This window comes from Archangium sp., from assembly GCF_036389735.1.
Taxonomy (GTDB): Bacteria; Myxococcota; Myxococcia; order Myxococcales; family Myxococcaceae; genus Archangium.
The window spans coordinates 1-11,654 of record NZ_DASVWK010000789.1 but is presented as its reverse complement, the minus strand read 5'-3'; the positions used below and the strand labels follow the sequence as shown (position 1 = coordinate 11,654).

11 protein-coding genes are annotated in these 11,654 nt (G+C 69.0%); 6 read left to right on the top strand and 5 right to left on the bottom strand.

Annotation, left to right across the window (positions count from 1 at the left end; all coding sequences use genetic code 11):
* From VF794_RS27955 to VF794_RS27945, 3 genes are all read left to right on the top strand, one after another.
* Positions 1-436 (top strand): SDR family oxidoreductase (locus tag VF794_RS27955; RefSeq protein ID WP_331115595.1); only part of this gene is annotated, 436 nt, incomplete at its 5' end.
* Positions 437-633: 197 nt separating this feature from the next.
* Entirely contained in the window at positions 634-2,406 is a 1,773-nt protein-coding gene (locus VF794_RS27950) for a DUF7594 domain-containing protein (protein WP_331115593.1), read from the top strand.
* 20 nt (positions 2,407-2,426) lie between these two features.
* On the top strand, positions 2,427-3,104 hold the full coding sequence (locus tag VF794_RS27945) for a hypothetical protein (RefSeq protein WP_331115591.1): 678 nt from the start codon (positions 2,427-2,429) through the stop codon (positions 3,102-3,104).
* A 397-nt stretch (positions 3,105-3,501) separates the two neighbouring features.
* Here the strand turns inward: VF794_RS27945 and VF794_RS27940 are convergent, their stop codons facing one another.
* Positions 3,502-3,900, bottom strand: a complete 399-nt coding sequence (locus tag VF794_RS27940; RefSeq protein WP_331115589.1) for a hypothetical protein — start codon at positions 3,898-3,900, stop codon at positions 3,502-3,504.
* A 58-nt stretch (positions 3,901-3,958) separates the two neighbouring features.
* Positions 3,959-5,374, bottom strand: a complete 1,416-nt coding sequence (locus VF794_RS27935) for a S8 family peptidase (protein WP_331115587.1) — start codon at positions 5,372-5,374, stop codon at positions 3,959-3,961.
* 461 nt (positions 5,375-5,835) lie between these two features.
* On the opposite strand from VF794_RS27935, the gene VF794_RS27930 reads away from it, so the two are divergent.
* Positions 5,836-6,642 carry a prolipoprotein diacylglyceryl transferase gene (locus VF794_RS27930; protein ID WP_331115585.1) on the top strand — a complete coding sequence of 269 codons (807 nt, stop codon included), beginning with the start codon at positions 5,836-5,838 and terminating at the stop codon, positions 6,640-6,642.
* Positions 6,643-6,660: 18 nt separating this feature from the next.
* Here VF794_RS27930 and VF794_RS27925 read toward each other — a convergent pair whose 3' ends face one another.
* Positions 6,661-7,959 (bottom strand): alkaline phosphatase family protein, encoded by a 1,299-nt coding sequence (locus VF794_RS27925; protein WP_331115583.1) that lies wholly within the window; start codon positions 7,957-7,959, stop codon positions 6,661-6,663.
* 203 nt (positions 7,960-8,162) lie between these two features.
* Here VF794_RS27925 and VF794_RS27920 point away from each other — a divergent pair, with 203 nt between their 5' ends.
* Together VF794_RS27920 and VF794_RS27915 are read left to right on the top strand one after the other, a co-directional pair.
* Entirely contained in the window at positions 8,163-9,044 is an 882-nt protein-coding gene (locus VF794_RS27920) for an SDR family oxidoreductase (RefSeq protein WP_331115581.1), read from the top strand.
* 5 nt (positions 9,045-9,049) lie between these two features.
* Entirely contained in the window at positions 9,050-9,631 is a 582-nt protein-coding gene (locus tag VF794_RS27915) for a class I SAM-dependent methyltransferase (protein ID WP_331115579.1), read from the top strand.
* A 24-nt stretch (positions 9,632-9,655) separates the two neighbouring features.
* Here VF794_RS27915 and VF794_RS27910 read toward each other — a convergent pair whose 3' ends face one another.
* Positions 9,656-11,071 (bottom strand): galactose oxidase-like domain-containing protein, encoded by a 1,416-nt coding sequence (locus tag VF794_RS27910; protein WP_331115577.1) that lies wholly within the window; start codon positions 11,069-11,071, stop codon positions 9,656-9,658.
* A 271-nt stretch (positions 11,072-11,342) separates the two neighbouring features.
* A partial coding sequence (locus VF794_RS27905) for a sensor histidine kinase (protein WP_331115575.1) occupies positions 11,343-11,654 on the bottom strand: 312 nt, incomplete at its 5' end.

Here is an 11,654-nt window from a genome sequence, read left to right as displayed (position 1 = left end):
GTCCACCGCGGACTGGAACGCCGTCATCGGCGTCAACCTCACCGGCGCCACCTTCATGGTGCGCGAGGTGGTGGCGAAGATGGTGCAGACGGACCAGCGCCCCGGCGTCATCGTCAACATGAGCTCCATCGCCCGGCACGGTAACCGCGGGCAGAGCAACTACGTGTCCGCCAAGGCCGCGCTGGCCGCCAACACCTTCACCTGGGCGCGCGAGTTCGCCCCCTTCGCCATCCGCGTGGGCGCCGTGGCCCCGGGCATGGTGGAGACGCCCATGACGCAGGGCATGAACCAGAAGGCCCGTGACGCCCTGGTGGCCAACATCCCCGTGGGCCGCATCGGCCTGCCCGAGGACCTGTGGCTGGCGGTGAAGTTCGTCCTCGAGTGCGACTACTTCAACGGCCGCACCATCGACGTGGACGGCGGCCTCACCATGTAGTCCGGGCCACGCCGCGCCTCGCGCGGCGCCCCTGGGCATTCCGCTTCCCGTGTCCGGCAAGACCGTTCCGGGAAGCTGCCCGCGCCGCTGCCCTCCGTCGCCCCGGAGGGCAGCCCGGCTTCGTGTAGTCATCACTCCCACCCGGTACACCGGATGCACCTCGTGCGCTGACCTTTCACTGCTTTCGGGGTGCGCGCATGAGCTGGGGAGCTGGGGCGGGAGGACGCCGGGTGGCGGCGTTGGTCGCGTTGGTGCTGTTGACCCACTGTGGTGCCGAGGAACCGCCTGCCCAGGCCCCGGCCCCCGTGAAGCAGGGGTTGACCACGACGTACACGTTCCCGGCGAGCGCGGATGCTCGGGTGGAGGAGGCCTCTGCCACGCGGAACTTCGGCGTCCTGGGCACCCTGGGCGTGGATCTCTCTCCGCGCCTGGAGAGCACCCTGCGCTTCTGGGTCCGAGGTCTGACGGGGACGGTGACGCGGGCGACCCTGAGGCTGTACGCGTCGGATGGCACCACGAACGGGCCACGGGTGTTCCTCGACACGGGAGGATACTGGACGGAGGGCGGTGTCACCTGGAGCACCCGGCCCGTGCCCGGCGGCGCCCCCCTGGCCGACAAGGGCGCCATCTCCAGCGGCACGTGGGTGGAATACGACGTGACGGGCGGAGTGCACGACAACGGGATGCTGAGCCTCGTCCTCGTCTCCGACTCGAGCGACGGGACGACCTTCGCCTCCCGGGAGAACATCCGGACGGACTTGCGGCCCCAGCTCGTCGTCACCGTGACGGGGGAGACCCCACTGCCGACGGCCTGCGTGCCGCGCACGGAGCTCTACCGGCGCGGCGCCCATGCCTGGCAAGCCGACGGGTATGTCTCCCAGAGCGAACCCGGGCGGAACTACGGCGCGGCACCGACGCTCAGCGTGGATGGCTCGCCCCTGTTGGAGACCTACCTCAAGTTCGAGGTCCCCGCCTACGGCCTGACCATCCTCGACGCGCGGCTCTGGCTCCACGCCATCGACGACACCTCGAATGGCCCCCTGCTCTACCGGGCCAGCGATACCTGGTCCGAGGAGGGCCTCACCTGGAACAGCCGGCCGGGGCTCTCGGAGCGCCCGATTGGCAACCTCGGAGAGATCACCCCCAACACCTGGGTGTCGTACGACCTGAACGGGGTGGTGACGGAAGACGGTGACTACAGCTTCGGCCTGCTCCCCGAGTCGGGCAATGGCGTGAGCTTCGACTCGGACGAAGCGGGGAACGGCAACAGGTTGGAGCCGTTCATGCTCGTCACCCTGGAGAGCCCGCCGTTCTGCACCTATCACGGCGCGGGAGGCGGCCACACCGCCTGGACGCGTCAGTACGGTGGCTTGGGCGCGGAGGAGTTGGATGCCCTGGCGTCCCATCCCGAAGGCGGCTTCCTGGCGGTAGGGCGCTTCGGGGAGGCGGCCTTCCCGAACCAGGGGCAGGGCCTGGCACTCGCGCGCTACTCCGCGGAGGGCGCCGTCCTCTGGACCCGCGTGGTCAGCACTCAAAACGTGAGGGCGACGAGCGTCGTGCTCACGTCGCTGGGCAACATCCTCGTGGTGGGCAGGTACCAGGGCGCGCCGGACCTCGGCACGGGCCCTCTCCCCTCCGTTCCGGAAGAACTGGAGGGCCTCTTCATCGCCAAGTTCTCCCCAGCGGGGGGAGCGTCTGGGCCCGCGGGTTCATGGCCCGGGGTGGCCCGGGACAGCCCCAGGCGGTGGTGTACCCGAACGCGGTGGCCACCGACGCCAATGGCAGCCTCATCGTCACCGGTGCCTTCTCGGGCCAGATGGACCTGGGCGGTGGAGCCCTCGTCTCGAACACCACGAGCGAGTCCGCTTCCTGGTGGCTCACCGGCGGCTTCCTGGCGAAGTTCTCCTGGGAGGGTCGGCATCTGTGGTCCAGGGCGTTCCAGGGGGGCGGGGGAGCGCAGGATGAGCTGACCCAGGCCAGCGGCAGTACCGTGTCCACGGATGCCGTGGGCAACGTCCTGGTGGGAGGCTCGGCGAACCCCTGGACGGATTTGGGCGATGGACCGCTGGGCGAGTCCGCCCCCTTCCTCGCGAAGTACAGCCCCTCCGGGAGCCTGCTGTGGAAGCGGGTATTCCGGGGAGCCTATGGCGAGGTGGTGGGCGTCAGGCCCCAGGGTGCCCACCGGATTGCCTTCAGCGGCAATTTCGGGGGCTCCTTCACCTTCGGGGGCCGCCCGTACGTCGGAGGCTATCCGGACGATGCCATGCCCGATACCAACGGCTTCATCGGGGCACTGAGCGACACGGGTGCGGATGACTGGCTCCGCTCCGTGTACACGGTCTGGTTCGATGAACTCGCGGTGGGCGAGGACGGAGCCCTCACCGTCTCTGGCAGGGGCGAGAACGAATTCGATCCCGGCGGCGGGCCGCTGGGCTACGTCTCGCGCTTCGACTACGAACTCAGGAGGCCCTTCGTGGCGCGCTACGCGGCGGACGGCCAGCACTCCTGGTCTCGGGCCTTCGACCACGTCCTCTCCCTCGACCTGGCCCTTCAGCCGGGCGGAGCCGTGCTGCTGGGAACCCCCCTCTCGGTCCCAGCGCAACTGGAGGGGAAGACCTTCACGCCCCAGGGAGACAGCGACCTGCTCTACCTGCGACTCCACCCGTAGGAAGCCTGTGTAGGACGGACAACGCCGCGCCCCGCGCGGCGCCTACTGGCGAACGGGCCGGCCAAAGGGGACGTCAGACCTTTTCGGCCGGCTCGTGCGTTTGAGGTGAATGGGGGGCGCTCAATCAAACGCAGGCGCCTGGAGAGCAGGCAGGCAAGCACCCTGTCTCCTTGGGAGACAAAAGGGATGCAAGATGGGACGTCCGCGCACAACCGCAAGGGCAACGGGCGTTCAGGGGGGTTGCCGCTCCCAAGTCAAGTGAGTAATTTATTTCCAGTCGGGAAAAGACGGGACGCCCGGTAAGCCGCTCTCCCAGGAGATGGCGAACCAGAACCCAGACCCGACGGCGCGAGGGGAACCTCGAGCCCCGCTCAGGTGTCCAACCCGAGGGGCTGGCTCAGGTGTACATCTCGAGGCTCATGGCGCGACCCGCCTCGAAGAGGGGCGAGCGCTGGAGCTGCTCCAACACCCCGAGGGTGCAGTAGAGCGTCACCATGGGGAGGGAGCCGGACTCGGTCATGCCCTTCACCGCGCCCATCAGGTGGTGTGCGCGCAGGAAGGTCAGCAGCGAGTCACGAAACTGCTTGCTGTCCTCGCACGCCCGCTGGTGGACGACCGAGCGGTCGCGCTGAGGGGATGGCTGCCAGGTCGCACCGGGCTCCTCCCGAGGCATGACCATGACCTCGATCCAACCCGGCGAACTCTCCGCCCGCGATCCCGGCAGGGGCGTGACCGCGCCCATCTTGGGAAAGCGGCCCGAGAGCCGGCGCTGCGTGGGGGCTGTCTTCCTGCTCATCTCACTCCTCCACCCAGGCCCGGCGCTCAACTGGCGCCGGCCCTGGTAGCCGCCATGACTACCTGTAAACCGCCAGACCCCGACCACCGCGTCCCGCGGGCGTCTTGGGCAGCTTCACTGCGTTGTCCAGAATCAAATCCCTGACTTCCAGTGCCGTCAAGTCCGGGGAACGGCAGCGATATAGCGCGGCAATACCCGCGACGTAAGGGGCGGCCATGCTGGTTCCGCTCATGCGCTCGTAGAACGCTTGGTTATTACACCTTCGCTCTGTGCTGGAGTACACGTTCACGCCGTAACCCATCACGTCCGGAACAGATCGCTGATTCACCAGACCGCTGGCCGAGAAACTGGCCACGCGGCGGGAGAAGTCGACCGCCCCCACGGACAGGGCCTCTGGGAAGCCCGCTGGGTAACCGGCCGTCCCAGCGCCGCTGTTCCCGGCTGCCGTGACCGGCAGGACGTTGGCGTCCACCAACCGGCGCACCAGGGTCTGGAGCGCGCGGATGTTGAGACGATACTCCATGTCACTGACACCGGGCGGAGGCTGCACGGGGAACCCCAGGGACATGTTCACGACGGCGGGCCGGGAAGCATTCTCAGGCGTCGAGAACTGGTGTAGCAGCCAATCCATCCCGGCGGCTACCCGTCCCAGGCTCGTTCGTATGCTTTCGGACTCGATGACCGAGGCGACGTAGAGGTCCACCTCGGGAGCGACGCCGTGGAACTTGCCCGCGGCGATGCCGGCGACATGGGTGCCATGGCCGTCCGGGTCGAAGCCGCGCACGTCTCGCGCCGGGTTGTGCGGCGAGTTGGGGAAGAGCGAGACGTAGCGGAACTGGATGAGGCGGGCCTGGTGCTCGGGGTGGTCGGCGTCCACGCCGGTGTCGAGGATGCCCAGAATCACCCCGGCGCCCTTGATGCCCTGGGCGTGGGCGGCATGGACCCCGCACTCCTCGGGCCACTCACGCTGGTCGAGCGAGGACAGGCCGCGGTTGCGCGGACCCATCTGCCCCGCGGACACCGGGCCCGGGAAGGTGAGGTGCACCGTGTCCGGGATGAACTCGAAGTCGCGGCCGAGCTCCTCCTTGGCCACGCGCTCGGCCTCGTCCGAAACGAAGTGCGCCATGGTGGCGCCGATGAGCGGCATGTGGCGGTAGGTGCCCATGTCCGAGGCGCTCGCCGGCTCCAGCACCGGGCCCTCCGAGGCCGCCACGTTCAGCTCGCCCTTGCGGTCGCGGCTCCGGGCCGCATTCTTCTTGCGAGACCCGGGAGCGGTGCTCACCTGGGGCATGCGCCCGGGCAGGGTCGCCGAGCGCAGCCCCAGGCTGCGCAGCATGTCCGGCGCCCGCCCGCTGATCATGAACTGAAGGGCGGTGGTGCGCTGCAGCACGCGCTCTCCCTGCTCCGTCCCCCGCACGCCCGGACGGGCTTGGGTCTCAATCGACTCCTTGGGAACCAGGAGGTAGGACTTCATGGCGGGTTCACTCCTTTACACAGTCTACCGACTTCACTGACAGCACGGGCCAGGCACCACACGTGCCCGGGTGGAGACAGGGGTGGGACACCGTCCTCGTTCACACCTCCGGCTCACACAGTGTGACTAGAGCGGTCCCCCCTGACATGAGCCCGCCGATGCAGCGCTCTGGACGCCTCGGGCTCCCGGGTGCGTTCCAGTGGTCGACTTTTCCTACGTCCGAAACCGGAAAGGATTCACGGGTAGGAAGCGTAATACGAATCCTGATGGGTCGGTAAATAGCCGGCCGCTCGCTTCCGGGCCCGGAAATCCGGCCTCGGCGGCTCTGGCTCCCCCGGAAGGGGCTGGCTGGCCCGACCGCTCGCTTGATGGCCCTGGGAAGCCAGCTCTCCCCACCATTGTTCGCCCCCGTGGCAACAGGCGGACTATGGCAGCATGCCGTCCGTTCGCCGGAGAGACTCTTGATTCCCTACCTGCACGTCCCTTCCCTCAAGCTCGGTCCCCTCACCATCGAGCCCTTCGGCATCTTCGTGGCCCTGGGCATCCTCTTCGCCGCACGCCTGCTCACCCGGCAGGCCGAGCGCGAGGGCCTCGATGCCAACGCCCTCCAGGACTATGCCCCGTGGGGTGTCGGTGTGGGTGTCGTCGTCGGCCACCTCTTCCACCTCTTCGCCTACCACCCCGAGGAGCTCTCCAAGAGTCCCTTCCAGATACTGAAGGTGTGGGATGGGCTCTCCTCCTTCGGAGGGCTCATCGGCGGCATCCTCGCCGCCGTCTTCTTCTTCCGGGCTCGCAAGCTGCGCTTCCGCGACTACGCCGATGCCTTCGCGCTCGCCGTCGCCCCGGGCTGGGCCGTCGCCCGCCTCGGCTGCTTCGCCGTGCACGACCACCCCGGCCTGCGCACCGACTTCTTCCTCGCCGTCGCCTTCCCCGGCGGGCCCCGGCATGACCTGGGCATGTATGACGCCGCGTTCCTCTTCGCCGTCTCCGGCGTCCTCTGGGGCCTGCACAACGCGGGCAAGCTGCGCGGCAAGCTGCTCCCCCTCCTCTCCCTCCTCTACGCCTTCGGCCGCTTCAGCTTCGACTTCCTGCGCGCCACCGACCTCTCCTATGTCGACGCCCGGTACTTCGGCCTGACCCCCGCGCAGTACGGATGTTTCGGCCTCGTCGCCTTCGGCATCTATGGGCTCGTGAAGTGGCAGGCCCCCGCTCAGAAGGCCGCGCCCGCCGTGCCTCCGGGTGGGAGCGTTCAGCCCCAGGTGCGGTAGGGGCTCCGGCTCGGGGTTTCAGCGACCGCCGTAGACGGGCCAGCCGGACTGCCGCGCGAGCTCCTCCAGGTGCTCGAGGTCGTTGTCCGGTGGGAAGGGACTCGGGGCGCAGGGGCGGCCATAGGGTCCGGGCGGCATGAGAAGCGGCGGCGGCCGCTTCCGCTTCTGGGTGAAGTCGAGCACCTCGGCGAGATTGTTCGCCGTCGCGTCGCGCACCGTGAGCGGCTCCAGCCCCCAGCGCCACTCGATGAAGCGCAGCACCGAGGTGTGGTCGAATTGCGTATGGGAGACCACTCCCTTGGGCGCCCAGGGGGCGATGAGGAGCGCCGGCGTGCGGAAGCCCAGCCGCCCATCCTCGTTGCCCGCCAGCGCGTCCGCCGGTGGAATGGGCGCGGTGGGCGGCGGCACGTGGTCGTAGAAGCCGCCCCACTCGTCGAAGTTGATGATCAGCACCGTGTTCTTCCACCCGGGGCCCTGCGTCACCGCGTTGTAGATGAGGCTCAGGAAGGCCTCACCGTCGCGCACGTCGCCGTGCGGGTGGTCATCTCCGGACGTGCCCTCCGCCTCGCCCAGGAAGCGGGGATCCACGAAGGCCACCTCCGGCAGGGTGCCCGTGGCGGCCTCCGCGAGGAACACGGGCAACGGACGGCTGATGGGCAGGTACTTCGGCCCCCAGAGCGCGAGGAAGGGCACGTCCGAGTAGTAGTAGCGCCCGGTGACGCCCTTCTCCGCGAGGCGATCCCAGATGGTGGGGAGCGTGGACAGCTCCAGCGTGTTGGTGATGCGGTCGGTCTGCGCCGCATGCTGGTAGATGCGGTTCGGATACGTCTCCGCCATCAGGGAGGAGAAGTAGCGGTCGAACGTCGTCCACTGGGGGACCGCCCTCCCGAGGAAAGGCAGATCCTCCTGCCGGTAATAGCCGATGGCATACGTGTCGTTCGTCCCCGCGCGCAGCCAGCCATCACACGCGCCACCGTTGTACTCGATGCGTCCGCCCACGTAGGAGTGATCCGGATCCGGGTGGCTACAGCCCTGGTAGTCGGGCGCCAGCGGATACGTCGGCTGGGGTGTCCCCTCGCGGTCCGGGTAGGTGAGCCCCGCCTGCCGTCCGTCCGCACCGGGAGTCCAGCCGACGAAATGGTCGAAGGACCGGTTCTCCATCATCACCACCACCACGTGACGGATCTGCTGAGCGGGGTCCGCCTTCATGGCGGCCTTCAGGCCCTCCGGCGCGCTCGCGAGCCCGGCCCCCGGCCACGTCAACACTCCCGTCACCGCGAGGAGCCCGAGCAGGCTCCTACCTCCTTCGACTTGCATGGATTGATTCCTCCTGGCCGCCGAAGGTGGGAGGGACGACACTCCACCGCAAGCAGCGCGGCCCGCCGCGGAAACCACCAGTGGACAGTGCTCCTGCCCGACAGGGTCACGCCGCCCCTGGGCGCGGCGGAATCCACGTGAGCCCAACCTCCCAGGAGAGCAAGATGGTGCCCGTTGGCATACACGGCCCGGGAGCCCTGGAGATGAAGACCGTCCTCGTCGTCGGCGCGACAGGCAACATCGGCAAGGAGATCGTCGCGGAGCTGGCCCGCCTCGGCGAGGTGAACATCGTCGCGGGCTCGCGAGACGTGGCGCGGGCCCGGGAGCAGTTCCAGGACCGCCGCGAGGTCCGCGTGGTCGAGCTCGACACGGAGCGCCCGGACACGCTGCGCCCCGCGCTCCAGGGCGTCGACACGGTGCTCCAGGTGAACCCCATGTCTCCGGCCATGGTCCAGCAAGCCAGGGCACTCGTCGAGGCCGCGCGCCAGGCGGGTGTCGGCCACCTGGTGCGCAGCAGCCTGATGGGTGCTGGCGAGCCCGAGCCCATCTCCGAGGCCGTCTGGCACGGCGATGCGGATCAGGTGTTCGCGGACAGCGGCATCCCCTTCACCCTCCTGCGGCCCAACCAGTACTTCCAGAACTTCATCAGCGCTCGCAACAACCAGACGATTCGCACCCAGGGCTTCATCGCCCTGCCGCTCGGGACGAGTCGGGTCAGCAACATCGATACGCGCGACATCGCGGAGATCGCCGCGCGGGTGGCCCTCGCCTCGGGGACCGAGCACCACGGCAAGGCCTACGTGCTGACCGGCACCGAGGCCTCCACCATGGCCGAGGTCGCCCAGGCCATGGGCGAAGCACTCGGCAAGCCCGTGAGCTACGTCGCGGTCGAGCCCGAGAAGTTCCGGACGGCGCTGCTCGGCGCGGGGCTCCCCCCCCTCATCGTCGATGCCATCGCGGGCTGGTTCGCCTACTGCCGGGCCGGCAGGGCCGAGCGCGTGACCGGGGATGCCCAACGGCTGCTCGGTCGCGCGCCGCGCTCGCCGCTCCAGTTCGCGCGGGACCACGTGGCCCACTGGCGCTGAACCCCATGTGCACCGCCAGGGCCCTGCTCTATGACGCCGTGATGACGCCCCTCGGCTGGCTCGGCCTCAACCGCGCCCGCCGGAGGCTCGTGCAGGGGCTCTCCGGACGCGTCCTCGAGGTCGGGACCGGAACCGGATTGCTCCTTCCGTCCTATCCCCCTTCCGTCTCCGACGTCGTCGCCATCGACATCGACCCCGAGATGCTCGCCCGCGCGCGTCACCGCCGCTCCGGCGTCTCCCTCCTCCAGGCCGATGTGCAGCGGCTCCCCTTCCCCGACGCCTCCTTCGACGCCGTCGTCTCCTGTCTCGTGTTCTGTAGTGTCGAGGACCCCGTGCGTGGTCTCGCGGAGCTCCGCCGCGTCCTCCGCCCCGGTGGACAGCTCCGCATGCTCGAGCACGTCCGCGCTCCGCACTCGGGCCTTGCCCACCTCCAGGACCGCCTCAACCCCGCCTGGAGCCGCCTCTCCGGGGGGTGTCACATCAACCGCGACACCGTTCCCCTCGTCGAGGCCGCTGGCTTCCGCATCACCCATCGCTCGCGGCATCTCCGGGACATCGGCGAGGAGCTCGTCGCCGTTCCGGCTTGAACGCGTGCGAGTTCGAGGATCCCCTCAAGGCACGGCGGGGATGCGCACCATCCGGCCGATGGAGGGCACTCCCGCGTCGTTCACGAGGAAGAGCTGGTAGTAGCCCGGCGGCGCCACGTTGTTGTTCGCCGGCGCGGTGACGGTGAGGACTCCGCTGCCGCGCGTGAAGCCCAGGGTGATGAGCCGCTGGTTCTGATCGAAGGAGTGCGTCACCGAGTTCAGGGCGATCAACGTCACCTTCGTCACCCGGCCCGCGTCCGGCGTCGCGATGGAGAAGGTCGTGCGAGGCGTCACCACGTCCGGCACCGAGCTCACCGTGGGACGGGCGCCCTTGAAGAGATAGGGCGGCGAGAAGACCTCCGCGTTGTTCGTGTTCCGGCCTCCCGCGCTCAGCACGCGCCCGTCCGGCAGCAACACCGCCGTGGAGTGGTAGCCCCGGTAGACATTGCCGCGCGCGAGCCGCGTCCACCGGTTGGTGACCGGGTCATACACCTCGGGCGTGAGGACCGGAGCGGCCTTGTTGTCGAAGCCACTGCCCGCGCTGCCGCCCAGCACGAGCACCGTGCCATCCGGGAGGATCGTCGCGTTGTGCTGGCGCCGCGCCGTGCTCATGGGCGCCACGTACCGCCAGGCCGGTGTCGCCACGTTGAGGTCGATCTGCTCGACGGTGGCGGTCGGGGGATCTCCTCCGCCGATGAGCAGCACCTTGCCGTCGAGCAGCACCGCGGGCCCGTAGCTCCGGGTGCCGTAGTTGCTATAGGGCCCCGTGAGCCAGGTGCCCGTCCCTCCCGTGTCCAGGAAGCGGCCCAGGCGTTGCGGCCCCGCCAGGAAGAGCCGTCCATTGGGCGCGAGGAACATCCGCGGGTAGTACGGCAGCTTGAGCCGCGCGCTCGTCATGGTCCTCCAGGTGTTGGTGGAGGCCAGGAAGCGTTGGGGAATCTCGTTCATGATTCCGGAGCCGACCGTCTCTCCCGAAATCACCAGCACGTCGCCGTTGGCCAGCGTGATGTTGGTGGGGTACCAGCGCCCGTCGTTCATGTCCGGCAGGCGGATCCACCGGGAGCCGACGGGGTCGAAGATGCTCGCGTCCTCGAGGCCCACGTGGCTCTCGATGTGCCCCCCCGTCACCAGCAGCCGGCCATCCGCGAGGAAGGAGTGGCCCGCGCAGAAGAGGTTGTAGCCCGGAAAGGGCAGCGAGCTGACGGTGTGGGTGGTGGGGTCCCAGAGCCGCGGCGGCGTGTCCCCCTGGGCGAACTCGCCGAAGAACATCACCCGGCCCGTCGGCAGCAGGTGGGCATGGGTGGCGGAGAGGGGCCAGGACATCACGCCCGACCACTGGCCCACGTCCGCGGAAGTCTGTGCTCTCGCGGGGAGCGTCAACGCCATACATCCGACGAGCCAGAGCACGAGCACATGCGACCGGGGAAGGATGCGTCTCATCGACATCGCGGCCTCCAGGGCGGTTCGCGCCGGATCGAAGGGCCCACGAATTTGAGGGCTCGGGCTCGCGTGTCAATCCGTCCTCCCGTCCAATGGAAGTGTTGGCTCGAAGGCCAACGCCACATGGAAACAGGGATACGCGCATCAACAAGGTCGACTTCACCTGGACGACGGACGCCAACAGCGCCAACTGCTCCAACCGCTACGGCCTGGAGGCGATCATGACGCACGAGCGCGGCCACACCTTTGACCTGGGCCACGTGGCTTCGGGTCAGCTCCTCGGCACGGGGGCGGAGCGCGGCAGCCACACCGTGAACGTGGTGCCCTCCGCCTCGGTGGAGCGCAACTCGACGCGGCCCCCGTGCGCGCGGGCGATGTGGTCCACGATGTAGAGGCCCAGCCCCACGCTGCGCCCCGCCTTGTCCACCTCTCCCCTGGCGCGTTGCATGGGCTGGAAGAGGAGGGGCCACTTGTCGGGCGGAATGGGGGCGCCGCGGTTGTGCACCGTGAGCGCCACCCAGCCATCCACCCCTCGCGCCTCCACCCGCACGGGGCTCTCGGGTGGGCTGTACTTCAGTGCGTT

Bases quoted from the DNA above. Each gene is read 5' to 3' on its own strand.
- VF794_RS27950 (WP_331115593.1), top strand. From the start codon at position 634: ATGAGCTGGGGAGCTGGGGCGGGAGGACGCCGGGTGGCGGCGTTGGTC.
- VF794_RS27940 (WP_331115589.1), bottom strand. From the start codon at position 3,900: ATGAGCAGGAAGACAGCCCCCACGCAGCGCCGGCTCTCGGGCCGCTTT.
- VF794_RS27935 (WP_331115587.1), bottom strand. From the start codon at position 5,374: ATGAAGTCCTACCTCCTGGTTCCCAAGGAGTCGATTGAGACCCAAGCC.
- VF794_RS27925 (WP_331115583.1), bottom strand. From the start codon at position 7,959: ATGCAAGTCGAAGGAGGTAGGAGCCTGCTCGGGCTCCTCGCGGTGACG.
- VF794_RS27920 (WP_331115581.1), top strand. From the start codon at position 8,163: ATGAAGACCGTCCTCGTCGTCGGCGCGACAGGCAACATCGGCAAGGAG.
- VF794_RS27915 (WP_331115579.1), top strand. From the start codon at position 9,050: ATGTGCACCGCCAGGGCCCTGCTCTATGACGCCGTGATGACGCCCCTC.
- VF794_RS27910 (WP_331115577.1), bottom strand. From the start codon at position 11,071: ATGAGACGCATCCTTCCCCGGTCGCATGTGCTCGTGCTCTGGCTCGTC.